We start from the raw sequence: 25,215 nt of genomic DNA, 5'->3' as shown, positions 1-25,215 counted from the left end.
ACGTCCGGAGTTGTCCCGTTCGGAGTCGCTCGCCGGTCTCGGCCGTGGTTCCGGCCGGTGTCGTCCGCCACGCTCCGGCCGAGTCGGCCCGGCCGGAGTCGTGCGGCGCGCGTCCCGGTCGCGCCGGTCGTCAGTCGTCCGTCGCGTCGTCCTGGTCGTCGGCCGAGTCGTCGTTCGTGTCGTCGGTCGTGTCCCCGGCGTCGTCCTGGTCGTCGGTGGTGTCGTCCGCCGCGTCCTGGTCGTCGTTCTGGCCGGTGTCGTCCGTCGCGTCCTCGGGCGAGTCGTCCGTCTCGTCCTGGTCGTCGTCGGCGGAGGCGCTCTCCTGCTCCCGTGAGGTGATCTCGCCCGAGGCCGGGTCGATCGTCAGCTCGTGCTCCGTGCCGTCGTCGCCGCGCAGTTCGACGTCCCAGTGGCCGTCGTCCAGGGACGCCTCGCGGAAGGTCGCGGAGGTGTCCTCCTCGGCCAGGGCGATGGCCTCCGCCGCGTCGATCCCGGGCGTCTCGGCCGGGGCGCGGTCGTCGTCATCGCCGTCGTCGTCGGTCGCCACCCGGTTGTCCAGGACCTCCGCGCCGTCGTCGCCGATCCGCAGGTCGTGCCACTTCCCGTCGTCGCCGTAGATCTCCACCTCCCAGCCGTCGCCGTGCTCGATCTCCGTGACAACGCCCGGCGTCGCGGCCAGCGCGGTCGCCAGGACCTCGCCGGCTCCCGTGCCCGTCCCGGCGTCGTCGTCCGCCGCCGGTGCGGCTGCCGCCTCGGCCCGGGGGGCGGACGCGACCGTCTCCGGCTCGTCGTCCGCGCCGATCGCCGTGCCGGCCACCGCTCCGCCGGTGACGACGGCGGCGGTCGCGGCGATGGCGATGATGACCTTGCGCTTCATGAGGGGTCCTCCCGTTCGTGTGCCGATGACACGACCCTCGCGGATCGATGCTGAAGGGGACCTGAAGCGACCTGAAGACCTCTTCAGCAACGGTTTGCCAAGCTGGCCCCATGCGCGTGCTGATCGTGGAGGACGAGACCCGGCTCGCCCGGTCGCTGGCCCGGGGGCTGACGGCCGAGGGCTTCGCCGTGGACGTGGTGCACACCGGCACCGACGGGCTGCACCGGGCCTCCGAGGGGAGCTACGACCTGATCATCCTCGACATCATGCTCCCCGGCATGAACGGCTACCGGGTCTGCGCCGCCCTGCGGGCCGCCGGGATCGAGACGCCGATCCTGATGCTGACGGCCAAGGACGGCGAGTACGACGAGGCCGAAGGGCTGGACACCGGCGCCGACGACTACCTCACCAAGCCCTTCTCCTATGTCGTCCTCGTCGCCCGCGTCCGCGCGCTGCTGCGGCGGCGCGGCAGCGGTGCCGCGCCCGAGCTGCGGGTCGGGGATCTGGTCGTGGACCGGACCGCCCGGCGGGTCAGCCGGGCCGGGGCGGAGGTCGGGCTGACCGCCAAGGAGTTCGCCGTGCTGGAGCACCTCGCCGTCCGGGCCGGTGAGATCGTCTCCAAGGCCGAGATCCTGGAGCACAGTTGGGACTTCGCCTACGACGGCGATCCCAACATCGTGGAGGTCTACGTCAGCGCGCTGCGCCGCAAGCTCGGGCCCGGCCTGATCGTGACCGTCCGTGGCGCCGGTTACCGGCTGGTGGCCGCGCATGGGTAGCGTGCGCGCCCGCGCCGCGCTGGGCGCCACCGCCGTCGTGGCCGTGGCCCTGGTGGCGGCGGGGCTGGTGATGCTGGCGATGCTCCGCGACAGCCTGGAGGATCAGGTGAGGCTCCAGGCCGAGGTCGCGGCCCGCGACGTGGCCGCCCAGTTGGCCACCGGCACCGGCTTCGCCGAGCTGGACTTCGCCACCAGCCACCCCGTGCAGATCGTGGACGGCGACGGCGTGGTGCGGGCGGTCAGCGACGGCCTGGAGGCCGTCTCCGGCACCGGCAACCCCGACGTCACCCCCGAGAGTCCGGCCCCGCCGTCACCGCAGCCCGGCGGCGAGGACGACGACGCCGACGACGCCGATGACGACGCAGACGACGACGGCGACGACGGGAGCACGGAGAGCCCGGAGCCCGGCGAGATCGACGACCGGATCGACATCGCCTCCGGCAGCGCCGTCGTGGACGGCCAGGAGGCCGAGTACCTCTTCGCCGCGCTGGAGGTGACCACCCCCGGCGGCGGGAAGGCCGTCGTCCACGCCGGGGCGCCGCTGGGGGTGGAGGAGGCCGCGCTGAACAGCGTCCGCGCCTCGATGGTCGTCGGCGTGCCGCTGCTGCTGGCCGTCGTCGCCTTCGTCACCTGGCTGGTGACCGGCCGCGCGCTCGGCCCGGTGGAGGGCATCCGGCGCGAGATGGCGGCCATCACCCAGTCCCAGGACCTCACCCGCCGGGTGCCCCAGCCCGGGTCCCTGGACGAGATCGGCCGGCTGGCCAGGACCACGAACGAGACGCTCGCCGCCCTGGAGTCCTCCGTCGAACGGCAGCGGCGTTTCGTCGCCGACGCCTCCCACGAGCTGCGCAGCCCGATCGCCAGCCTCCGCACCCAACTGGAGGTCGGGGCCGCCCATCCCGGGCTGCTCGACGTGCCGGGGGCGGTCGCGGACACCGTCCGGCTCCAGGCCCTCGCCGCCGATCTGCTGCTGCTGGCCCGCCTCGACGCGGGGGAGCGCCCGCAGGCCGCCGCCGTCGATCTGACGGCGCTCGTCGCGGAGGAGCTGGCGCAGCGGACGGGTGACCGCCACCCGGTGCGGGCGCCGGAGCGTCCCTGGCCCGTGCTGGGCGTGACCGGCTCCCGTTCCCAACTCGCCCGCGTGCTGGGCAATCTGCTCGACAACGCGCAGCGTCACGCCACCGGCGCGGTGCGGGTCTCGCTGCGGCGGGAGGGGAGCGAGGCGGTCCTGGAGGTCGCGGACGACGGCGGAGGCGTGCCGGAGGCGGACCGGGAGCGGGTCTTCGAGCGGTTCGTGCGGCTGGACGACGCGCGCGGCAGGGACGAGGGCGGCGCCGGACTCGGCCTGGCCATCGCCCGTGACGTCGCCGCACGGCACGGCGGAACGCTCACCGTGCGCGAGGCGCCCGAGGGGGGCGCTCTGTTCGTCCTGCGCCTGCCGTCGGCGTGATCCGGCGGGGCCGCGGGAGGCCGGTCGTCAGGGGCGTCCGCGTCTGACCCGCAGATGCTCCGCGACCGGCGCCAGCGACCGCCGCAGCCCGTCGAGGTCGTCGGGCGACAGCAGGTCCACGAAGTGCCGGCGCACCGACTCCACGTGGTGGGGCGCCACTTCCCGCATCGTGGCCCACCCGTGGTCGGTGAGCACGGCGTACAGGCCCCGCTTGTCGGAGTCGCAGTTCTCCCGCCGCACCAGCTCGGCCCGCTCCATACGGGTGATCTGGTGCGACAGTCTGCTCTTGGACTGCAAGGTGGCCGCCGCCAGATCGCTCATCCGCATCCGGTGATCCTCGGATTCGGAGAGGTTGACCAGAATCTCGTAGTCGTTCATCGTCAGTCCGAAGGGCTGAAGATCCCGCTCCAGCTGGTGCATGAGCAGCCTGCTGACGTCGAGGTGCGTACGCCAGGCGCGCTGCTCCTCCTGACTGAGCCAGCGGGTGCCCGTTTCCGTCTCCATGTGTGAACTTTAACGAACGGCCGCCCCGCCCCGGGGCCCGGCGCCGGGGGCTGCGACAATGGCTTGTGCATCCGTTCACATGACCGTCTCACCCAGGAAGACGCACCCGATGGATCTCAAGACCGCCTCCGCCCTGCGCAGGCTCCGCCTGGTGTCCGCTCCCGAAGCGGTCTCCTTCCTCCTCCTGCTCGTCTGCTCCGTGCTGAAGCGGACCACGGAGTTCGACGCCGTTCCCGTCATGGGCATGATCCACGGCCTGCTCTTCATCGGCTACGTGCTGTTCTGGGCCGACGCCTGGAACCGGGCGAAGTGGTCCCTGAAGACGGCCGGCTGGTACCTGCTGATGTGCCTGGTGCCCCTGGGCGGCTTCTTCGCCGAGCGCCGCCTGCGCCGGGACCAGGACGCCGCGGTGATCGCGGCGCGCGCCCGCCGCGAGGGCGTCGTGAACGCCTGACCCGCGCCGGACGGGTCCCTCGCTCGGACCGTCCCGGGTCGACACCGGCCGCGATCTGACATGTCGTTGACGTGTCCGGATCGCGGCTTTTGTCTCCCGAGGAGGGTGTGTGCGGGTCGAGGGAGTCGAGGGAACCGGGACGGAACAGGGCTACGACTACGACACCTACAGCCGTCTCGCGGGCCCCCTCACCGAGGCCGGTCCCGGCTACCGCGTGCGCTACCGCACGCTGCTCTCCCGCGAGCCGCGCCGCGTACCGGCCGCCGCGCTGATGACCCTCGCGCCGCTGCTCTCCGCGGTGCTGCTCCTCCTGCTGATCTGGCCCGGCCACTGGACGGAACGGGACCACGCGCCGTGGTGGCTGCTCGCCGCCGACGCCGTGATGCTGGGCTGCGTCGGCCTCGTCGAGCTGTTCCGGCTGGTCAACGTCGTCTCCATCGCCCACGCCACGATGGTCGCCCGCGATCCGGTGCCGGTCGTCCCCGAGCCCGGCACCCGCGTCGCGTTCCTCACCACCTGCGTGCCGGGCAAGGAGCCGCCGGAGATGGTGCGGGCGACGCTGGAGGCCGCGGTCCGGCTGCGGCACCCGGGGCCGCTGGACGTGTGGCTGCTGGACGAGGGCGACGACCCGGCGGTCCGCGCGCTCTGCGCGGAGCTGGGCGTCCGGCACTTCACCCGCAAGGGCGTGGCCCGGTGGAACCAGCCGGCCGGCCCGCACCGCGCCCGCACCAAGCACGGCAACTACAACGCCTGGCTGGCCGCGCACGGCGACGACTACGACTTCTTCGCCTCCGTGGACACCGACCACGTGCCGCTGCCCGGATACCTGGAACGGATGCTGGGCTACTTCCGCGACCCCGACGTCGCCTTCGTCGTCGGCCCCCAGGTGTACGGCAACTACACGACGCCCGTCACCAAGGCCGCCGAGAGCCAGCAGTTCCTCTTCCACGCCCTCATCCAGCGCGCCGGGAACCGCTACGGCTCCGCGATGTTCGTCGGCACCAACAACGCCGTCCGCGTCTCGGCCGTGCAGGGCATCGGCGGTCTCGTCGACTCCGTCACCGAGGACATGGCCACCGGCTTCGAACTGCACCGCGCGGTCAACCCCGCCACCGGCCGGCACTGGCGTTCCGTCTACACCCCCGACGTGCTGGCCGTCGGCGAGGGCCCCTCCACCTGGACCGACTTCTTCTCGCAGCAGATGCGCTGGTCCCGCGGCACGTACGAGACGATCCTGCGCCAGTACGGCCGCGGCCCGCGCCGCCACCGGCCCGGCGCCCTGTTCAACTACTCGCTGATGCTGGCGTTCTACCCGATGGCCGCCGTCACCTGGACCCTCGGCGCCCTCGGCTGCGCGCTGTACCTGGTGCTCGGCGCCTCCGGCACCCAGGTCGCGTCCTCGGTGTGGACGATGCTGTACAGCGATGTCGCCGCCCTCCAGATCGGCCTCTACGTCTGGAACCGCCGGCACAACGTCTCCCCGCACGAGCCGGAGGGCTCCTCGGGCGCCGCCGGGATGCTGATGTCGGCGCTCTCCGCGCCCGTCTACACCCGCTCGCTGCTGGACGCGCTGCTGCGGCGGCGCAGCACGTTCGTCGTCACGCCCAAGGGCGGCCGGGCGTCGCGGGACCGGCCGGCCACGTTCCGCCTCCATCTGGCCTGGGCGGCGGTGATCGGCGGCTCGCTGCTCGTCTCGCTCTTCCTCGGCCACGCGCACGTCGCGATGCGGACCTGGGCGCTGCTGGCCCTGGCCGTCTGTCTCGGCCCGGTGGCCCTGTGGGCGCTCACCGTCCGGGACGAGGACCGCGCGCCGGCCCGGGAGACGTCCCCCGAGGACGACCGGAACGGGGGCGGGGACCGGCCGGAAGCGCCGGAGCACGGCATCACGCCACGGGAACCAGTGGGAGCTGACGCATGAGGTACCGCCCCAGCAGGCAGATGAGGAAGACGGTCGTCGGCACCGGGGTGACCCTGCTCCTGGCCGGCCTCAACATCCCGGCCGCGCTCACCTTCGCGCAGGACCGGCTCCACGACTACCGGGTCTCCCGGCCCGCCTACCAGGCCCGGTACGGCGCGTGGGAAGTGGTGGACGTCCCCGAGGAGTTCCGCACCAACGCCATCCACGCCGCCCTGCTGCGCACCGGCAAGGTGCTGCTGATCGCCGGATCGGGCAACGAGGAGGAGGAGTTCGACGCGGGCACCTTCCAGTCGGTGCTGTGGGACCCGGCGGACAACTCGTTCACCGAGGTCCCCACCCCCGAGGACCTGTTCTGTGCCGGGCACGCCGCCCTGCCGGACGGGCGGATGCTGGTCGCGGGCGGCACGCTGCGCTACGAGGTGCTGGGTGACGCCGTGACGCACGCGGGCGGCCCGATGCTGATCAAGAACGAGGACCCCGACCGGTCCCGCACGTTCCCCAAGGGCACGCGGCTGCGTTCGCCGTCCGGCCAGGAGTACGTCACGGAGGCCGAGGTCACGGTCCCGGCCGCCAAGAAGGAGACCCTGGAGAACGGCGAGGTGCGGGTCACCGCCGGTGAGACACGGGTCTTCGTGGTGGCGGAGGCGGAGGGCGAGGAAGGCGTGACGGTCAGGCCCGAGCAGTACGCCGTCGTCGGCCTGAAGGGCGAGGACGCCCGGAACCTCTACGGCATGGCCGGGCAGCTCACCCTCGACGACCAGGACTTCCAGGGCATCGACGCCGCCTACGAGTTCGACCCCGAGACGGAACGGTACGTGCCGGTCGAGCCGATGGCCGAGGCCCGCTGGTACCCGACGCTGACGGCGCTGCCGGACGGCCGCGTCCTGACCGTGTCGGGACTCGACGAGGTCGGGCAGGTCGTCCCCGGCATCAACGAGATCTACGACCCGGAGACGAAGACCTGGTCCGAGGGGCCGCAGCGGTACTTCCCCACCTACCCGGCGCTGTTCCTCACCCAGGGCGGCGACATCTTCTACACCGGCTCCAACGCGGGCTACGGCCCGGCCGACGAGGGCCGCGAGCCGGGCCTGTGGGACCTGGACACCAACACCTTCACCGAGGTCGGCGGTCTGACGGACGGCGACCAACTGGAGACGTCCGCCTCGCTGCTGCTGCCGCCGGCCCAGGACCAGCGGTTCATGGTGCTCGGCGGCGGCGGGGTGGGGGAGTCGGAGAAGTCCACGGAGCGGACCGCGATCATCGACCTGACGGAGGACGACCCGCGCTTCCGCGAAGGCCCCTCGCTGCCGCAGGGCACCCGGTACCTGAGCAGCGTGATCCTGCCGGACGACACCGTGTTCACCTCCGGCGGCTCGGAGGACTACCGGGGGCGGGGCGAGAGCGACATCCTCAAGGCCCAGTTCTACGACCCGGCGAGCGACACGTTCCGCCCGGCCGCCGACCCGACGGTGGGCCGCAACTACCACTCCGAGGCCCTGCTGCTGCCGGACGGCCGGGTCGCGACGTTCGGCTCCGACCCGCTGTTCGGCGACGCGGACAACACGCGGATGGGGGAGTTCGAGAAGCGCGTCGAGATCTACACGCCGCCGTACCTCTTCGACGGCCGGGACGAACGCCGCCCGGTCCTCGGCGACGGCCCCGCCCGCGTGGCGCACGGCGGCGAGGCGACGTTCACGACCGGCCACCCCGGACGCGTCGAGCGGGCGCGCCTGATGCGGCCGAGCGCGGTGACCCACACGACGGACGTGGAGCAGCGCTCGATCAGCCTGGAGGTCGAACGCGGCGACGGCGAGGTGACGTTCACGGTCCCCGACGACCCGTCCCTGATCCCGCCCGGCTGGTACATGCTCTTCGCCACCGACGCCGAGGGCACCCCTTCGGAGGCGAAGTGGATCCAGGTCGGCTGATACGCGTCAGGAGGGGTCGCGCCGCGCCAGGTCGAGGGCGTACTCCGGCCACCACCGGCCCGCCGGGGGGCCGCCCCGGCATTCGCCGTCCGATTCGCCGGGGCGCTTGATCCACAGGTAGGCGTCGATCAGCGGGTCGTCCGTCGCGGTCGTCGGCGGGGTGCCCAGCGCGCGGCCCGGCGGGTTGCACCAGGGCTCGTCGTCGCCCTCGTACGGGCCGTTGCCGTTGCGGCTGGTGTCGATCACGAAGTGCGCGCCGTCCAGGAGGGCCGACAGCCGCCGGCCGTAGTCGGCGCTGCTCGGGGACGTCTGGAAGTTCGAGACGTTCAGCGCGAAGCCGTCGGCCCGCGCGATGCCCGAGCGGCGCAGCGGCTCCACCAGATCGGCCGGGTCGGTGATCCAGGTCGGGTTGCCCGCGTCCAGGTAGACCCGCGTGTGGGGCTGCCGCTTCAGCCGGTCCACCGCCGCCGCCAGCAGGTCGAATCGTTCGTCCACGTACTCCGGCGCCGTGCAGCCGTCCGCCGTGTGCGGCACCGCGTCCGGCTCCAGGACGACGATCGCGCGGGCGTCCCCGATGCCGTCGGCGAACGCCCCGATCCACTCCGTGTAGGCCGCGGCGTCGGCGGCGCCGCCGCGCGAGTACTGGCCGCAGTCGCGGTGCGGGATGTTGTACGCCGTCAGCACCGCCGTCCGGTCCGCCTCCGTCGCCGCGGCGGCCACGGCCGCCACCTCCGGGCCCGGGTCCGGGCGGCCCGACGGCCAGTAGGCCATCGGCTGGTCCGCGATGCGCCGCAGCGCCTCGGCGTCCTCGGCGCGTCCGGCGCGCTCCCACTCCGCCACCTGCCGGGCCGCCGCGCTGTCGGGGTCCACCCAGAACGGGCCGGTGCCCGCCGCGACCGGGGCCGCGCCGGGCGGCTCGTCGCCGCCGGAGGAGGAACAGGCCAGGATCAGGGCGCAGCACAGGGCCGTGACGACGCCGCGAAGGAGGGGGAGGGGGCCGCACATGGCGTCATCGTGCCATGACCGAACGTGTCCGCCGGGGATCAGCGCCGCCCGAGGTAGCCCCGCATCGCCCGGTGCAGCGCGCGGTTGACCGTGCCGTCCAGCGTCAGCTCCCACTCGCCGAGCATCTCGGTCACCTCGCCGCCCGTGCCCAGCTTCCAGCGCAGCAGGCCGAACGCCCGTTCCCGCGGGTCCAGGGTGTCCGGCACGCCGCGCATGTCGTAGACCGACGCCCCGGCGCCGTGCGCCTCGCACAGCATCCGCCACTGGAGGGCGTTGCTCGGCCGCACCTCCCGGTGGTGGTCGGCGGACGCGCCGGTCTGGTACCAGACGCGGGCCCGGTCGGGGGAGCGCAGCATCGTGTGGGCGGCGAGCACCTCGCCGTTCCAGCGGGCCGTCCACAGCCCCATCGCGCCGGGCTCCGCCTCGTTGAGCACCTGGTACTGACGCTGGTAGTACGGCAGCGAGCGGCCGAGGCGGAAGCCGTCCCTGCGCTCGGTGACGCCCAGCAGCTCGTGGAAGAGCGGCAGCGCGTCCGGTCCGGCCTCGCCGGTCTCGACGCCCGCCTTGACGGCGCGCTTGATGTTGCGCCGCCACTCCTGGTTCAGGCCGGTCCACAGGTCGTCGCGGTCGCGGCCCGCCAGCGGTATCTCGAAGATCAGCCGGGGCTGCGCGTCGCCGGCGCCCTCCTCGGCGCAGCGCCGCCAGCCCGCCGCCCGCAGCCGGTCGGCGACGGCCGCCCCCAGCGGCTCCACCAGATCCGGCAGCACGTCACCGACCCGGCGGCCGGGACCGGTCGCGTCCTTCAGGGTCCGCGCCGTCCAGCGCCGGTAGACCAGCGGCGGGCCCAGCCGGACGGCGAACGCGCCCGCCGCGCGCAGCCGGTCCAGCAGCGGCGTCAGCAGCCGGTCCAGGTCCGGCGCCGACCAGTCCAGCACGGGCCCCGCCGGGATGTAGGCGAACGACCGCCGCACACCCGGCAGGTGCCGGTACAGCACCAGGGTGGCGCCGACCAGCCGCCCGTCCTCGGTCCACCCCAGGCTCTCCGCCGTCCAGCCCTCCTTCACCCCCTGTCCCTTACACACATTCCCCCCCACACACATCTCCCTTGGTCACTCATCTGACGGCCACCTGCTGTGTGGAGTCTGCGCGCCTCCGCACTCGCCCCTACCCTCTGCGTCGGCGGCGTCAGATGTGTATCAGAGCCAGCCCCTGGAGGAACGCCAGATGCTCCCCGGGCGTCAGCACACGCAGCCCGGTCACCGCGCCCGGCGCCCGGTACTGGTTCGACATCGTCCTCGGCACAGGACTTCCCTCCCTCGATGACGGCGGGCCGGGACAGCCCACTCGCCTCCCTCACGCCCGGGGACGGCGAAAGGTGACGATGAGAAACGCGACACCGGCCGGGGCTTCCCCGCCCGCCCCGGTGCCGGGCAGACTCCCGTGCTCGTGGCACAGCGCACGATCGGCTGTCCGGTGTCCCGCGCCACGGGCTCCGCGCGCCGCGCGCCCGGCGGACCGCGAAGCCCGGGCCGCCCCGGGGGACGGAGGGGGAGATGGTGAGCCCGGACGAGGCGTGGCGGGACCTCGAGGCGTTCTACGCGGCGACCGCCAACCCGCTGGTCGCCGCCGTCTACGCGGTGACCGGCGACGCGGCCGACGCGGAGGACGCCGTGCAGGAGGCGTACGCGCGGGCCTGGCAGCGGTGGTCCGCGCTCAGCGCCGAGGGCGACCCGACCCCCTGGGTCCGCACGGTCGCGCTGCGGCTGGCCGTCAGCACCTGGCGCAAGGCGCGCAACCGGCTGCGCGCCCAGCTCCGGCACGGCCCGCCGCCGCACGCGCCCGCCCTCGCCCCCGACCACGTCGCGCTGGTCGCGGCCCTGCGCGGGCTGTCCGCCGAGCAGCGCACGGCCGTGGTCCTGCACCACCTGCTGGATCTGCCGGTCGCCCAGGTGGCGCGGGAGACGGGCGTCTCCGAGGCGGCCGTGCGCACCCGCCTGAGCCGCGCCCGCAGAACGCTCCGGGCCCGGCTCACCGACGATCCGCCCCACCGCCGCTCCACGACGACCCACGAGAAAGGCGTCCGTCTCCCATGACCGACCCCCTGGACCGCCGGCTCAAGGACCTCGCCCGGGACCTGGAACCCGTCGTCGTGCTGGCCGGGCCCGAGGCCGCCCGGCGGCGCGGCGAGCGGCGCCGCGCCCACCGCCGGGCCGCGACGGCGGCGGTGTCGCCCGCCACCGCGGCGGCCCTGCTCGCCGCCACCTGGCAGCTCGCTCCCTGGCGCGAGGACGACACCGCGCCGCCGCCCGCCGCCACCGGCGGTCCGACCGAGACCCCGACCGCCGTCGTCCTGCCGCCCGCCGCCCTGCCCGGGTACGAGGACCTGCGGTGGACCACCGCCTCCGAGTCCGGGGCATCGCCGCAGACGCTGGAATGGTGGCGGACGGAGTGCGAGTGGGAGGCGTCGCCGACCGGGTCGGCCGGCGCGGAGACCACCGTGCGTTCGTACACCGGCCGGGACGGGGCCTTCGCGATCTTCGAACTGCTGGAGTTCCCCGACGAGAAGTCGGCGCGGGAGATCGAGGAGCGGCTCCGCCTGGAGGTCCTGTGGGGCTGCGGGGCCGTGCAGTGGACGGACATCGCGCCCGGGGCGATCGCGCACGCCCTGGCGGGTACGGAGGCGTCGCTGCACGTCACCGACTTCGGCCCGATCGCCCTCGCCCCCGAGCGGGCCCGGGTGTACCTGGCGCGCGACGGCAACCGGCTGGCGGTGCTGCGGGTGCTGGCCGACCTGCCTCCGTTCCCCGGGTTCGAGGGCACCGCGTCGGACGCGGCGGAGCCGGACCCGACGGCCGACTGCCTCGTCGGCGTGGTGGCCGGGTCCGCCGGGGCCGCGGCGGAAGGAGTCTGCCCGGCCGGGTCCGAGCAGCGGACCCCCGAGTCGCCGGACACCGACCGGGACGCGGAGTCGGGCACCGGCTGACGACCAAGGGCCGGAACGCCTCAACTCCCGTGCTGACCAGCCGGTAGGGTCGCGGATGTGCCGAAACCGCTCAGCCTTCCGTTCGACCCGATCGCCCGCGCCGACGACCTGTGGAAGCGGCGCTGGGGATCGGTGCCCTCGATGTCCGCGATCACCTCGATCATGCGGGCGCACCAGATCCTGCTCGCCGAGGTCGACGCGGTGGTGAAGCCGTACGGGCTGACGTTCGCCCGGTACGAGGCCCTGGTCCTGCTGACCTTCAGCCGGGCGGGCGAGCTGCCGATGTCCAAGATCGGCGAGCGGCTGATGGTGCACCCCACGTCCGTCACCAACACCGTGGACCGGCTGGTCCGCTCCGGGCTGGTCACCAAGCGCCCCAACCCCAACGACGGGCGCGGCACCCTGGCCTCCATCACCGACGAGGGCCGCGCGGTGTGCGACGCGGCGACCCGCGACCTGATGGCGGCCGACTTCGGCCTGGGTGTCTACGACGCCGACGAGTGCCGGGAGATCTTCGCGCTGCTGCGCCCGCTGCGGGTCGCCGCCCGCGACTTCGAGGCCACGGGACCCGGGGAAGATCGCCCCGAATGACCGGATAGGCTCTCCGGCATGAAGCGGAGTGTGCTCACGCGGTACCGCGTCATGGCCTATGTCACCGCCGTGATGCTGCTGGTCCTATGCACCTGCATGATCTTCAAGTACGGCTTCGACACGGGCGAGGACGTCACCCTCGTGGTCTCGCAGGTCCACGGGCTGTTCTACATCGTCTACCTCGTCTTCGCGTTCGACCTCGGCCAGAAGGCCCGCTGGTCGTTCGGGAAGCTGCTGTGGGTGCTGGTCGCGGGGACGATCCCGTTCGCGGCCTTCGTGGTGGAACGCAGAATCGCCGCCGAGACCCTTCCCCTCGTCGCGGCCGAGGACGAGGCCGAGCCCGTCGGGGCGTAACGGCCCCACCGTCATCTCCTCACCCCCGGGGTGCTTCCCCGGGGGTCCTTCCGTGTGCGCTCGACATTTACTAGGACGTCCAAGTAAATTGGGGTCATGGACGACGACCTCATCTCGGCGGGCCGCCGGCGCTGGCAGGCCCGTTTCGACGCGGCCCACACCCGGGACGCCGACTTCACCACGCTCTCCGGCGACCCCGTCGAGCCCGTCTACGGCCCCCGCCCCGGCGACCGGTACGAGGGCTTCGAGCGCATCGGCTGGCCCGGCGAGTTCCCGTTCACCCGGGGGCTGTACCCCACCGGCTACCGGGGGCGGACCTGGACGATCCGCCAGTTCGCCGGCTTCGGGAACGCCGAGCAGACCAACGAGCGGTACCGGATGATCCTCGGCGCGGGCGGCGGCGGGCTCTCCGTCGCCTTCGACATGCCGACGCTCATGGGCCGCGACTCCGACGACCCCCGCTCGCTCGGCGAGGTCGGCCACTGCGGCGTGGCCGTGGACTCCGCCGCCGACATGGACGTCCTCTTCCGGGGCATCCCGCTGGGCGAGGTCACCACCTCGATGACCATCAGCGGCCCCGCCGTCCCCGTCTTCTGCATGTACCTGGTGGCCGCCGAGCGGCAGGGCGTCGATCCCAAGGTCCTCGACGGCACGCTCCAGACGGACATCTTCAAGGAGTACATCGCGCAGAAGGAGTGGCTGTTCGCCCCCGGGCCGCACCTGCGCCTCATCGGGGACCTCATGGAGTTCTGCGCCGCCCGCGTCCCCGCCTACAAGCCGCTGTCCGTCTCCGGCTACCACATCAGGGAAGCGGGGGCCACGGCCGCCCAGGAGCTGGCGTACACCCTCGCCGACGGCTTCGGGTACGTGGAGCTGGGCCTCTCCCGCGGCCTGGACGTGAACGCGTTCGCGCCCGGCCTGTCGTTCTTCTTCGACGCCCACATCGACTTCTTCGAGGAGATCGCCAAGTTCCGCGCCGCCCGCCGCATCTGGGCCCGCTGGCTGCGCGACGTCTACGGCGCGACCAGCGAGCGCGCGCAGTGGCTCCGCTTCCACACGCAGACGGCCGGCGTCTCCCTCACCGCGCAGCAGCCGTACAACAACGTGGTCCGCACCGCCGTCGAAGCCCTCGCCGCCGTCCTCGGCGGCACCAACTCGCTGCACACCAACGCCCTGGACGAGACCCTGGCGCTGCCCAGCGAGCGGGCCGCCGAGATCGCGCTGCGCACCCAGCAGGTGCTGATGGAGGAGACCGGCGTCACCAACGTCGCCGACCCGCTGGGCGGCGCGTGGTACGTGGAGCAGCTCACCGACCGGATCGAGGCCGACGCCGAGAAGATCTTCGCGCGCGTCCTCGAACGCGGCCGGCGGGCCGTCCCCGGCGGGGAGCACCCGATCGGGCCGGTCACCTCGGGGCTCCTCGCCGGCATCGAGGACGGCTGGTTCACCGGGGAGATCGCCGAGTCCGCCTTCCGGTATCAGCAGGCGCTGGAGAAGGGCGAGAAGCATGTCGTCGGCGTCAACCGGCACACCGAGTCCGTCACCGGCGACCTGGAGATCCTCCGCGTCGGCCACGAGGTGGAGCGCGACCAGGTGCGGGCCCTCGCCGCCCGCCGCGCCGCCCGCGACGACGCGGCGGTCCGCGCGGCGCTGGCCGGACTGCTGGACGCCGCGCGTTCCGGGCGGAACATGATCGAGCCGATGCTCGACGCCACCCGCGCCGAGGCCACTCTCGGCGAGATCTGCGGCGTGCTCCGGGACGAATGGGGCAGCTATACGGAGCCGCCGACGTTCTAGCGGCACTGGCTGTACGGCACACCTGGGACGGGGGCGGGTGCGCGTTCCTGAACGCCGTCCGGAGGGGGGAGACTGGACCCATGCAGCCACGCAACATGTCCATGAGCGGAGCCGTCGACCTCTCCGCGGTGAAGGCCGCCGCGGAGGCCAAGCAGAAGGCGGAGCAGGCCCGGGCCCAGCGCGCGGCCCAGGCGTCGGCCGGGCCGCAGGCGGACGCGTCCGCCGTCCGGCTCGTGATCGACGTCGACGAGGCGGGGTTCGAGCAGGAGGTGCTCCAGCGCAGCACCGAGGTGCCGGTCGTCATCGACTTCTGGGCCGAGTGGTGCGAGCCGTGCAAGCAGCTCAGCCCGGTGCTGGAGCGGCTGGCCGCGGAGTACGCCGGCCGGTTCGTGCTCGCCAAGATCGACGTCGACACCAACCAGATGCTCTTCCAGCAGTTCGGGGTGCAGGGCATCCCCGCCGTCTTCGCGGTGATCGCCGGTCAGGCGCTGCCGCTGTTCCAGGGCGCGGCGCCCGAGCCGCAGGTCCGCCAGGTTCTCGACCAGCTCATCCAGGCCGCCGAGCAGCGCTTCGGCATCGTCGGCACGCCCGTCGATCCCGAGAGCGCCGTGGCGGCCCAGCAGGCGCCCGGGCCGGTACAGCCGACCCGGCGCGTAGGCGGCGGCTGATGTGGAGAGGAGACAGCCCCGTCCCCCCGGCCAACCCCACGCTGGCCGCGGCGCACGCGGCGCTGGACAACGGCGACCTCGGCGGCGCCGTACAGGCGTACCGGAACGTGCTGGCCGACGAGCCGGCGAACCTGGAGGCGAAGCTCGGCCTGGCCCAGGCCGAGCTGCTGATCCGGGTGCGGGAACTCGACCCCGAGCGCGTCCGCAAGGAGGCGGCGGAGCGGCCGGACGACGTGGCGGCGCAGCTCGCCGTGGCCGATCTCGACCTGGTCGGCGGCCATGTCGAGGACGCGTTCGGACGGCTGGTGAGCACCGTGCGGCGGACGGCCGGGGAGGACCGGGACACCGCCAGGATCCGGCTGCTGGAGCTGTTCGAAGTGGTCGGTGGTGACGATCCGCGCGTCATCGCGGCCCGGGGCGCGCTCGCGCGCGTGCTCTTCTGAGCCCGGAGCATCCCACACGCGCGCCGCGGCCACGTTTTACCAAAGCTTGGTAAACGTGGCCGCCGTCACTCTCCGTCCAGATCGGTGGAGGTTTCGGGGAGGTTGCGCCCGATTCGGGATTGTGTGTGCTCCCCCGTGGTGTGCACGTTCCGTGAGCGGCCAAGGTCATTTGTCCCGTATCCACCACAGAAGTATTACTCGCAAGTAACGAACCTCTTGTGTCATCTCGTGAGATGGACCACGATCGGCCAAGCCGACGGAGCCACGCGTCGGCCTCGGACCAGGGGGGTTCCCGCCGGCGGTGGGACCTGGTCCGCAGGGAGGCCGTTCATCACTCGCGGACAGTGGCTGTCGCCGGGGTGCAGCCCGGGGGCACTTCTCCTCCCCGGCGCCCGGCGCCCGGCGCGGTTCGCCCGGACGACGATCGCCGGGACGCGGGGGGATGTTGGTCCGAAAAGGAGGAAGTCATGGAGTCACAGGCTCGCGGCGGCACTAGATGGCGGCGATTCGGGCTGGTCATGGTGCCGAGCGTGGCCGCTACCGCGGCCATAGGCGTCGCTCTCGCCCAAGGCGCGCTGGCCGCTTCGTTCAGCGTGTCCGGACAGGAGTTCAAGGTGACGGCGGCGACGCTGGACGGCCGAGGGCTGGTCCAGTACGGCTCGACCGTGGACCCGGCGGGCAAGAGCGATCAGCCGGTCGTGGTGTCCGCGTTCGACCACGCCACCATCACGGACCTCTGCCAGTCCGTCGTCATTCCGGGCATTCCCGTGATCGGGGATGTCACGCTCAGGATCAACGCGGGGACCGACCCGGACAACCCGGTCGAGGCCGACAACCTCTTCATCGATCTCTCGCAGCTCGACACCGATGCCACGTTCACCAACATCGACATCGGTGTCAGCGCCAGCTCCACCTCGGAGGACTACGGTCCGGATCCGGCGGCCGGCAGCTACATTCCCGGTTCCTTCGCCCAGCAGGCGGAGCGGGCCTACCTCGAGGACGTCGAGCAGACGGCGTGGGCCACCTCCGCCGGCACGTTCGAGCTGACCGACCTCAGCCTGAGCCTGCACAGGGGCAAGAACGAGTGCTTCTGACGGCTTGAACCCCGCCCGGGGCGGAAGCGGTGCCCTCCGTCTTCCGTCCCGGGCCCACGCGAGCACCGCAGTACCGCGCGTGCCCGCCAGAGAACCCGCTCCACCAGGGGAGTACGTGCCGTGAGCACCCACACCGCAGAAACGTCGCAGATCTCGCTCGTCACCCGCGGACGCCTCGCGTTCCGCGCCTTCCGGTGGCGGCGGCCGTTCTGGGCCGGCCTCTTCACCATGTTCGCCGGGCTGCCGATCGCGTGGTTCCCGTACCGGGGGGTCAGCTTCGGTGACCTCACGGTACGGATGGCGACCACGGCGGGGGCCGGGTCGATGGTCATCGGGGTTCTGCTGGCGATCCTGGGGCTCACCATGTGGTTCCAGCCGCATGTGCGGATATTCGCCGGCGCGGCGGCGATCCTGCTCTCCCTGGTCTCCCTGATCGTCTCCAACTTCGGCGGCTTCTTCATGGGATTCCTCGCGGGAATGATCGGCGGCGCGCTGAGCGTGGCCTGGGCTCCGGGGGAGCAGCGGGCCGAGGCGGAGCAGGACAGAGGGGACCGGGAGCCGCCGGACCCCGCCCCGGGCACCGGCGGCGCGCCGGCCGGCTTCCTGGGGGTCGCGCCGGATCCGGGGAAGGACCCGGAGAAGGGGAAGCATCGTGCCGAGTGAAGAGATAGCCGCGGGATCCGCGCCCCAGGACGAGGGGGCGGCACGGCACGCCGCCCCGCGCAGATCGGTGCTCACGCGCCTGCGGATGCCCGTGGGGAAGGCCATCGCCCTGGCGGCGATGCCCTCGGCGGCCATGCTGGGGATGGGTTTCACCTCCTCGCTGGCCCGCGCCGACCCCTCGGTGGACAACCCGTTCCAGGACGCCCCCTGCGTCGAGGTGTCGGACACCGCCGGAACGGAGCAGCCCGCCGGGGAGGAGCCCACCGAGGCACCCGCGGAAGAGCCCACTGAAGAACCCACCGAAGAACCCACCGAAGAACCTACGGAGGAGCCCGCCGCCGAAGCGCCCGCGGCGGAGTCCGGGGAGCCCGCGGACGAGGCCCCACAGGACGAGCCCGCCGCCGACGACGGGCAGGCGCCGGAGGAGGAGACTCCGCGCAGCGCCCCCGAGGACACCGCCGCGACCGGGCGGACCAGGGACGAGACCACCGGGGAAGCGACCGCCGAGGAGCAGGCGGCCGGCGAGCCGCCGTCCGGCGAGGAACCGTTGACCGAGGAGCCGGTCGCGGAGAGCGATCCGCTCGATCCCCTGGGGCTCGGGCAGGGGCTGAAGGACCTCGGCAACGGCCTGATCGACCTGCTCACCCCCGGCGACGAGGGCGACGAGGGCGACGGCACCGCGCCCGCCGAGCCGGAGGAGCCGGAACAGCCGGCGGAACCGGAGGAGCCGGATGATCCGGCCGCGCCCGGCGCTCCGGCGGAAGAGCCCGAGGAGCCCCAGGAGACGGCCCCGGCCGACGAGCCGGACCCGTCCCAGCGGTCCGGGCAGCCGGCGGACGCCGAGGGTGACGCGGGTAGCGCGGACACCACCGGTGACGCCGGTGGCGCCACGGCGGGAGCGGCCGGCGGGGAGACCGATCAGGGGTCGGGCGACCCGGCCGGCGAGGAGTCGGCGACCGGCGCGACCGGCGAGGCGGACGCCCCGGCACCGGAGGAGGACGGCGAGGAGCCGTTCCCCTGTCCCGTGGAGCAGCGGGTCGCCGGGACCGACGAGCGGACGCCGTACGTGGTCCCCGACGAGCCCTGGTACCTGGAGGCCAGCGTCCTGACCCTGCGCGACCTCGACTACCACGGCGTCGTCAACATCACGACGGCCGGCGGCGCCACCAAGCAGGTCCTGAAGTTCACCGCCGACCAGGTGGACGTCCTGGACCTGCACCAGATCGTGGGCGCCGGGGAGGGCGTCTACAGTCACGTCGAGACCCAGCGGGGCTCGACCTCGACCTTCCGGGACGGCACGGTCACCATGTACACCGAGCGCCTGGAGGGGAACCTGTTCGGCGCCATCCCGGTCGTCTTCGACCCCGAGCACCAGCCGCCGCTCAACATCCCGCTCGCGGTCTTCACGAACGTCCACGTGACGCAGGCCGCGCAGTTCGGCGGGACGCTGACCCTGCGCGGCATGGATCAGTACTTCTCGGCCCGGGGCCCCTCGTCCACCGGCTGACCGCCGGCCCCGCCGCCGGCCGACCACCGGCGGCGCGGGCGGCCGGGCCCCGGACTCCGGGGTCCGGCCGTCAGATGCCGTGGTCGCCGAGGTGGTGGACCCGGACCATGTTGGTCGTGCCCGCCACACCGGGCGGGGAACCGGCCGTGATGAGCATGATGTCGCCGGGCGCGAAGCGGTTCAGCTTCGACAGCTCGGCGTCCACCAGCTCCACCATCTCGTCGGTGTGGTTCACATGCGGCACCACGAACGTCTCCACGCCCCAGCTCAGCGTGAGCTGGTGGGCGGTGTCGGGCTCCGACGTGAAGGCCAGGATCGGCTGCGCCGCCCGGTAGCGCGACAGGCGCCGGGCCGTGTCGCCGGACTTGGTGAACGCCACCAGCGCCTTGCCGTCGAGGAAGTCCGCCATCTCGGCGGCGGCCCGCGCCACCGAACCGCCCTGGGTGCGAGGCTTCTTGCCGGGCACCAGCGGCTGGAGGCCGCGCGACAGCAGCTCCTTCTCGGCGGCCACCACGATCTTCGACATCGTCTTGACCGTCTCCAGCGGGTACCGGCCGACCGAGGACTCCGCCGACAGCATCACCGCGTCCGCGCCGTCCAGGATCGCGTTCGCCACGTCGGACGCCTCGGCGCGCGTCGGGCGGGAGTTGGTGATCATCGACTCCATCATCTGGGTCGCCACGATCACCGGCTTGGCGTTCCTGCGACACAGGTCGATCAGCCGCTTCTGCACCATCGGCACCCGTTCGAGCGGGTACTCGACCGCCAGGTCGCCGCGCGCCACCATCACGCCGTCGAAGGCGAGGACGACCTGCTCCATGTTGTCCACCGCCTGCGGCTTCTCCACCTTGGCGATCACCGGGACCCGGCGCCCCACCCGGTCCATGACCCGGTGGACGTCGCGCACGTCGTTGGCGTCCCGCACGAACGACAGCGCCACCATGTCCACGCCGAGCCGCAGCGCGAACTCCAGGTCCTCCACGTCCTTCTCCGACAGCGCCGGCACGTTCACCGCGACGCCGGGCAGGTTGATGCCCTTGTGGTCGGAGATCACGCCGCCCTCGATGACGATCGTCCGCACCCGGGGGCCGTCCACCTCGGTGACCTGGAGCGCCACGTTGCCGTCGTTGATCAGGATCGTCTCGCCCTTGGCCACGTCGCCCGGCAGGCCCTTGTACGTGGTGCCGCAGATCGACCGGTCGCCCGCCACGTCCTCGGTGGTGATGGTGAACTCGTCGCCGCGCTTCAGCTCCACCGGCCCGGCGGCGAAGGTCTCCAGCCGGATCTTCGGGCCCTGGAGGTCGGCCAGCACGCCCACCGGCACGCCCGTGTCCTCGCTCGCCTTGCGGAGGCGGTGGTACCGCTCCTCGTGCTCCTCGTGCGAGCCGTGGCTGAAGTTGAAACGGGCGACGTTCATTCCCGCCTCGATGAGGGACTTGAGCTGTTCGAAGGAATCGACGGCGGGGCCGAGGGTGCAGACGATTTTGGAACGGCGCATGGAGGCGATCCTATCGATTTGTTCCGAGGCGGAATAATTGACGGTGTCAGCGTAGCGAAGGTCACGTGCCGATCAGGGCGAAAGTCCGGGTCGCGATCTCCAGCTCCTCGTCCGTGGGCACCACGGCGACGGCGACCCGAGCGTACTGCGGGGAGATGAGCCGAGGCCCTTGTGTACGCGCGGAGTTCAGCCGTTCGTCGATCTGGGGGCCCAGGCCGGAAAGCCCCGCGACGGCCGCCGCGCGGACCGGGGCCGCGTTCTCCCCGACACCGGCGGTGAACGCGATGGCGTCCACCCGGCCGAGCACCGCGAAGTAGGCGCCGATGTACTTCCGCAGCCGGTGGATGTACACGTCGAACGCCAACGTCGCCTCCTCGTCGCCCTCGTCCACGCGGCGGAGGACTTCCCGCATGTCGTTGTCGCCGCACAGACCGGCCAGCCCCGAGCGCTTGTTGAGCAGCGCGTCGATGTCCGCCACCGGCATCCCGGCGACCCGCGACAGGTGGAACACCACCGCCGGATCGATGTCCCCGGACCGGGTACCCATCACCAGCCCTTCCAAGGGGGTCAGTCCCATCGACGTGTCCACGCACCGCCCCCCGGCCACCGCCGAGGCGGAGGCGCCGTTGCCGAGATGGAGCACGATCACGTTCACGTCGGCCGGGTCCCGGCCCAGCAGCGCGGCCGTGCGGCGCGAGACGTACGCGTGCGAGGTGCCGTGGAACCCGTAGCGGCGGATGCGGTGCTCCTCGGCGGTCCTGGCGTCGATCGCGTACCGCGCGGCGTACTCCGGCATGGTGGCGTGGAACGCCGTGTCGAACACCGCGACCTGCGGCACGTCCGGGTTAAGCCGCCGCGCCGTCCTGATCCCGGCCAGGTTCGCCGGGTTGTGCAGCGGCGCCAGCGGCACCAGCCGCTCGATCTCCGCCTCCACCGCGTCGTCCACCACCACCGGCTCGGTGAACGACCGGCCGCCGTGCACCACCCGGTGCCCCACGCCCGCCAGTTCGGGCGAGTCCAGCCCGAAACCGTCCGCCGCCAGCTCCCGCGCCGCCGCGCCCAGCGCCGCGCCGTGGTCCGGCACGCGCTCCTCGCGCGTCCGGCGCTCGCCACCGGCGGGCGTGTGCGTCAGGCGGCCGGAGCGCTCGCCGATCCGCTCCACCAGGCCGGTGGCCAGGCGGCTGTCGTCCCGCATGTCGAGCAACTGGTACTTCACCGACGAGGAGCCGGAGTTGAGCACCAGCACCCGGGTCGCCCGCGTCACGTTCCCGCTCCTTGCTCGTGGGGCTTTTGGGCGTCCTGATCCCGCCCGTGGTCCGCCTGCGCCTGGATCGCGGTGATCGCGACCGTGTTGACGATGTCCTGCACCAGCGCGCCGCGCGACAGGTCGTTGACCGGCTTGCGCAGCCCCTGGAGCACCGGGCCGACCGCGATCGCGCCGGCCGACCGCTGCACCGCCTTGTACGTGTTGTTGCCCGTGTTCAGATCCGGGAAGATCAGCACCGTGGCCCGCCCGGCCACCGCCGAGCCCGGCAGTTTCGTCGCCGCCACCGACGGCTCCACCGCCGCGTCGTACTGGATCGGGCCCTCCACCGCCAGGTCCGGCCGCAGCCGCCGCACCAGCTCCGTCGCCTCCCGCACCTTCTCCACGTCGGCGCCCGACCCCGAGGTGCCCGTCGAGTACGACAGCATCGCGATCCTCGGCTCCACCCCGAACCGGGCGGCGGTGGCGGCCGACTGGATGGCGATGTCCGCCAACTGGGCCGCGTCCGGGTCCGGGTTGACGGCGCAGTCGCCGTACACCAGCACCTTGTCGGCCAGGCACATGAAGAACACGGACGAGACGATCGACGCGTCCGGCCGCGTCCTGATCACCTCGAACGCCGGCCTGATCGTCGCCGCCGTCGAGTGCGCCGCGCCCGAGACCATCCCGTCGGCCAGGCCCTCGCGCACCATCAGCGTCCCGAAGTACGACACGTCCGCCACGATGTCGTGGGCCAGCTCGTACGTGACGCCCTTGTGCCCGCGCAGCCCGGCGTACACCTCCGCGAACCGCTCACGCAGCGGCGAGGTCGCCGGGTCCACGATCCGGGCCGTGACCCCCTCGGCGGCGCCGGCCGGCCGCAGGTCCACGCCGAGGTCCGCCGCCCGCTTGCGGACGGCCGCCTCGTCGCCGAGCAGCGTCAGATCGCACACGTTCCGCCGCAGCAGCACCTCCGCCGCCCGCAGCACCCGCTCCTCGGTGCCCTCCGGCAGCACGACGTGGCGGCGGTCGGCGCGGGAGCGCTCGATCAGCTCGTGCTCGAACATCATCGGCGTCACCCGGTCGCCGCGCCGCGCCACCGAGACCCGCCGCAGCAGCGCCGCCGTGTCCACGTGCGACTCGAACAGGCCCAGCGCGATCTCCGCCTTGCGCGGCGTGGCGGCGGTCAGCTTGCCCTCCAGGCCCGACAGCGCGGTCGCCGTGGCGAAGGAGCCCTCCGCCACCGACAACACCGGGGTGCCGGGGCCCAGCCGGGCGGCCAGCGCCATCGTCTCCCGGCCCGGATGCTCGCCCAGCGTCAGCAGCACCCCGGCGATGGGCGGCGCCCCGGCGGAGTGCGCGGCCAGCGCGCCCACCACCAGATCCGCGCGGTCCCCCGGCGTGATGACCAGACAGCCCTCGGTGAGCGCGGGCAGGAACGTCGGCAGCATCGCGCCGCCGAACACGTAGTCGCGCACATCGCGGGCCAGGCCCGTGCCGTGGCCCTGGAGGACGTCGGCGCCCAGCGCGTCCACCACCTGCGCCACGGTCGGCGCGGAGAGCGCGGGCTCCTCGGGCAGCGCGTACACCGGCACCGGCAGGTGGCCGTCCAGCTCCCGCGCGGCCCGCACCGCGTCCGGGTCGCCGACCCGGTTGGCGATCATCGCGACGACGTCGCAGCCCAGCGAGGCGAACGCGTCGTGCGCGTTGCGGATCTCGGCGACGAGCGACTCGGCGCCCTGGCCCAGGCCCGGCACGACCGCCAGGACGCCCGCGCCGAACTCGTTGGCCAGCCGCGCGTTGAGCGTCAGTTCCGCCGGGAGCTGCGTGTCGGCGTAGTCCGTGCCCAGGACGAGGACCACCTCGTAGTCCCTGGCCACCGCGTGGAACCGGTCCACCAGCCGGGTCACCAGCTCGTCCGTGCCCCGCTCCGCCTGGAGCGCCGCCGCCTCCGCGTACCCCATGCCGCGCGCCTGGGGCGCCGGCCGGTCCAGCCGGTAGCGGCTCCGCAGCAGGTCGAGCACCAGATCCGGCCCGTCATGGGCCAGCGGGCGGAACAGCCCGACCCGGTCCACCTGCCGGGACAGCAGCTCCATCACTCCCAGCTCGATCGCCTGGCGGCCGTCGCCCCGGCCGATCCCGGCCACGTACACGCTCCGCGTCACGCCGATGTCCGTCCCCTCCACACGCCTGACCGTTCACAAGCTTGGGCGCGTCAGGTGCGGGCAGCATCCCCTTCGACCAACCCGTGGGCCCACTCCTCGACCGTACCCGCGCCCCGGGGCAGGGCGCTCGGCGGGTGTGGCGCACGTCGTCCGAGCGCCCCTGCGCGTCGTGACACAATTCGGGCGGCGCTCGCGAGGACGCGGCCCACCACCCTCACCCACCCTCACCGTCCGTTCCCCAGTTTCGACAGCGAGCAGGAGAGCATCGCATGCGCATCGGAGTTCTCACCGCGGGCGGCGACTGCCCCGGTCTGAACGCAGTGATCCGGTCGGTCGTGCATCGCGCGGTGGTGGACCGCGGCGACCAGGTGATCGGTTTCGAAGACGGATTCAAGGGTCTGCTGGAGGGCAGGTATCGCGAGCTGGACATCAACGAGGTCAGCGGCATTCTCGCGCGGGGCGGCACCATCCTGGGCTCCAGCCGCCTGGAGCGGCACCGGCTGCGCGAGGCGTGCGACAACGCGGAGGCGTTCCGCCGCGAGCTGAGCCTCGACGCGCTCATCCCGATCGGCGGCGAGGGCACCCTGACGGCGGCCCGCATGCTGTCGGACGCGGGGATCCCCGTGGTGGGCGTGCCCAAGACCATCGACAACGACATCTCGGCCACCGACCGCACCTTCGGGTTCGACACGGCGGTGGGCGTCGCGACGGAGGCCATCGACCGCCTGAAGACCACCGCCGAATCGCACCAGCGGGTGATGGTGGTCGAGGTCATGGGCCGGCACGCGGGCTGGATCGCGCTGGAGGCCGGCATGGCGGGCGGCGCGCACGGGATCTGCGTCCCGGAGCGGCCGTTCCAGGTGGACGACCTGTGCAAGATGATCGAGGAACGGTTCGCCCGCGGCAAGAAGTTCGCGGTGATCTGCGTCGCCGAGGGCGCCCGCCCGGCCGAGGGCTCGATGCCGTACGAGCGCGGCGAGATCGACCCGTACGGGCACGAGCGGTTCATCGGCATCGGCAACCGGCTGGCGAGCGAGCTGGAGCGCCGCCTCGGCAAGGAGGCCCGTGCGATGGTCCTGGGCCACATCCAGCGCGGCGGCACGCCGACCGCGTACGACCGGGTGCTGGCCACCCGCTTCGGCTGGCACGCGGTGGAGGCCGCGCACCGGGGAGAGTTCGGCATGATGACGGCGCTGCGCGGCACGGAGATCGTGATGACGCCGCTGGCGACGGCGACGATGGAGCTCAAGCGCGTTCCGCAGTACCGGATGGACGAGACCGAAGCGGTTTTCTGAGA

21 protein-coding genes and 1 pseudogene are annotated in these 25,215 nt (G+C 73.0%); 15 read left to right on the top strand and 7 right to left on the bottom strand.

Annotation, left to right across the window (positions count from 1 at the left end):
- Positions 1–130: 130 nt before the first annotated feature.
- Positions 131–877, bottom strand: coding sequence for a PepSY domain-containing protein (locus tag BN2279_RS21315; RefSeq protein ID WP_059011984.1), 747 nt, complete (start codon positions 875–877; stop codon positions 131–133).
- A 110-nt stretch (positions 878–987) separates the two neighbouring features.
- On the opposite strand from BN2279_RS21315, the gene BN2279_RS21310 reads away from it, so the two are divergent.
- Complete coding sequence (locus BN2279_RS21310; RefSeq protein ID WP_059011982.1) at positions 988–1,653, top strand: response regulator transcription factor; 666 nt, start codon at positions 988–990, stop codon at positions 1,651–1,653.
- Positions 1,646–3,103 carry a sensor histidine kinase gene (locus BN2279_RS21305; RefSeq protein ID WP_059011979.1) on the top strand — a complete coding sequence of 486 codons (1,458 nt, stop codon included), beginning with the start codon at positions 1,646–1,648 and terminating at the stop codon, positions 3,101–3,103. Before BN2279_RS21310 ends, BN2279_RS21305 begins: the two co-directional genes overlap by 8 nt.
- A gap of 27 nt (positions 3,104–3,130) precedes the next feature.
- On the opposite strand, the gene BN2279_RS21300 is transcribed toward BN2279_RS21305, so the two are convergent.
- Positions 3,131–3,607, bottom strand: a complete 477-nt coding sequence (locus BN2279_RS21300) for a MarR family winged helix-turn-helix transcriptional regulator (protein WP_059011978.1) — start codon at positions 3,605–3,607, stop codon at positions 3,131–3,133.
- A 109-nt stretch (positions 3,608–3,716) separates the two neighbouring features.
- On the opposite strand from BN2279_RS21300, the gene BN2279_RS21295 reads away from it, so the two are divergent.
- The 3 genes from BN2279_RS21295 to glxA all read left to right on the top strand — a co-directional run bounded on the left by BN2279_RS21295 (position 3,717) and on the right by glxA (position 7,907).
- Positions 3,717–4,061, top strand: a complete 345-nt coding sequence (locus BN2279_RS21295) for a DUF3817 domain-containing protein (protein WP_059011975.1) — start codon at positions 3,717–3,719, stop codon at positions 4,059–4,061.
- A 109-nt stretch (positions 4,062–4,170) separates the two neighbouring features.
- The gene (locus tag BN2279_RS21290; RefSeq protein ID WP_079032361.1) at positions 4,171–5,979 is read left to right on the top strand and encodes a glycosyltransferase family 2 protein; all 1,809 of its coding nucleotides are present in this window, start codon (positions 4,171–4,173) and stop codon (positions 5,977–5,979) included.
- On the top strand, positions 5,976–7,907 hold the full coding sequence (gene glxA, locus BN2279_RS21285) for a radical copper oxidase GlxA (protein WP_059011974.1): 1,932 nt from the start codon (positions 5,976–5,978) through the stop codon (positions 7,905–7,907). Before BN2279_RS21290 ends, glxA begins: the two co-directional genes overlap by 4 nt.
- 6 nt (positions 7,908–7,913) lie before the next feature.
- Here the strand turns inward: glxA and BN2279_RS21280 are convergent, their stop codons facing one another.
- Positions 7,914–8,912 (bottom strand): glycoside hydrolase family 6 protein, encoded by a 999-nt coding sequence (locus tag BN2279_RS21280; RefSeq protein ID WP_059011971.1) that lies wholly within the window; start codon positions 8,910–8,912, stop codon positions 7,914–7,916.
- A 38-nt stretch (positions 8,913–8,950) separates the two neighbouring features.
- Positions 8,951–9,994, bottom strand: coding sequence for a lipid II:glycine glycyltransferase FemX (locus BN2279_RS21275; protein ID WP_234348030.1), 1,044 nt, complete (start codon positions 9,992–9,994; stop codon positions 8,951–8,953).
- A 471-nt stretch (positions 9,995–10,465) separates the two neighbouring features.
- On the opposite strand from BN2279_RS21275, the gene BN2279_RS21270 reads away from it, so the two are divergent.
- The 9 genes and pseudogenes from BN2279_RS21270 (at position 10,466) to BN2279_RS21230 (ending at position 19,012) form a co-directional block, all read left to right on the top strand.
- Positions 10,466–11,005 (top strand): SigE family RNA polymerase sigma factor, encoded by a 540-nt coding sequence (locus BN2279_RS21270; RefSeq protein ID WP_059011969.1) that lies wholly within the window; start codon positions 10,466–10,468, stop codon positions 11,003–11,005.
- Entirely contained in the window at positions 11,002–11,895 is an 894-nt protein-coding gene (locus tag BN2279_RS21265; protein WP_059011967.1) for a hypothetical protein, read from the top strand. The genes BN2279_RS21270 and BN2279_RS21265 overlap by 4 nt, the downstream gene beginning before the upstream one ends.
- Before the next feature lie 57 nt (positions 11,896–11,952).
- On the top strand, positions 11,953–12,486 hold the full coding sequence (locus tag BN2279_RS21260) for a MarR family winged helix-turn-helix transcriptional regulator (protein WP_059011966.1): 534 nt from the start codon (positions 11,953–11,955) through the stop codon (positions 12,484–12,486).
- Between the two features lie 18 nt (positions 12,487–12,504).
- Positions 12,505–12,840 (top strand): DUF3817 domain-containing protein, encoded by a 336-nt coding sequence (locus tag BN2279_RS21255; protein ID WP_059011964.1) that lies wholly within the window; start codon positions 12,505–12,507, stop codon positions 12,838–12,840.
- A 96-nt stretch (positions 12,841–12,936) separates the two neighbouring features.
- A complete protein-coding gene (locus BN2279_RS21250; protein WP_059011962.1) occupies positions 12,937–14,637 on the top strand; it encodes a coenzyme B12-dependent isobutyryl-CoA mutase large subunit in 1,701 nt (566 codons plus the stop codon).
- Between the two features lie 80 nt (positions 14,638–14,717).
- A pseudogene (locus BN2279_RS21245) lies at positions 14,718–15,748 on the top strand (tetratricopeptide repeat protein).
- Between the two features lie 467 nt (positions 15,749–16,215).
- Positions 16,216–16,842 (top strand): DUF6230 family protein, encoded by a 627-nt coding sequence (locus BN2279_RS21240; RefSeq protein WP_079032359.1) that lies wholly within the window; start codon positions 16,216–16,218, stop codon positions 16,840–16,842.
- 120 nt (positions 16,843–16,962) lie between these two features.
- A complete protein-coding gene (locus tag BN2279_RS21235; RefSeq protein WP_059011959.1) occupies positions 16,963–17,505 on the top strand; it encodes a DUF6114 domain-containing protein in 543 nt (180 codons plus the stop codon).
- Complete coding sequence (locus BN2279_RS21230) at positions 17,495–19,012, top strand: ICP22 family protein (protein ID WP_159037301.1); 1,518 nt, start codon at positions 17,495–17,497, stop codon at positions 19,010–19,012. Before BN2279_RS21235 ends, BN2279_RS21230 begins: the two co-directional genes overlap by 11 nt.
- A gap of 70 nt (positions 19,013–19,082) precedes the next feature.
- Here the strand turns inward: BN2279_RS21230 and pyk are convergent, their stop codons facing one another.
- The 3 genes from pyk to pta all read right to left on the bottom strand — a co-directional run bounded on the left by pyk (position 19,083) and on the right by pta (position 23,918).
- Positions 19,083–20,510 carry a pyruvate kinase gene (gene pyk, locus BN2279_RS21225; RefSeq protein ID WP_059011956.1) on the bottom strand — a complete coding sequence of 476 codons (1,428 nt, stop codon included), beginning with the start codon at positions 20,508–20,510 and terminating at the stop codon, positions 19,083–19,085.
- 61 nt (positions 20,511–20,571) lie between these two features.
- Positions 20,572–21,774, bottom strand: a complete 1,203-nt coding sequence (locus tag BN2279_RS21220) for an acetate kinase (protein WP_059011954.1) — start codon at positions 21,772–21,774, stop codon at positions 20,572–20,574.
- A complete protein-coding gene (pta, locus tag BN2279_RS21215; RefSeq protein WP_059012644.1) occupies positions 21,771–23,918 on the bottom strand; it encodes a phosphate acetyltransferase in 2,148 nt (715 codons plus the stop codon). The genes BN2279_RS21220 and pta overlap by 4 nt, the downstream gene beginning before the upstream one ends.
- A gap of 269 nt (positions 23,919–24,187) precedes the next feature.
- On the opposite strand from pta, the gene BN2279_RS21210 reads away from it, so the two are divergent.
- Entirely contained in the window at positions 24,188–25,213 is a 1,026-nt protein-coding gene (locus BN2279_RS21210; protein WP_059011952.1) for an ATP-dependent 6-phosphofructokinase, read from the top strand.
- Positions 25,214–25,215 lie beyond the last annotated feature (2 nt).

This window comes from Streptomyces specialis, assembly GCF_001493375.1.
Classification (GTDB): Bacteria; Actinomycetota; Actinomycetes; order Streptomycetales; family Streptomycetaceae; genus Streptomyces; species Streptomyces specialis.
This window is presented reverse-complemented; position numbering and strand designations above follow the sequence as displayed.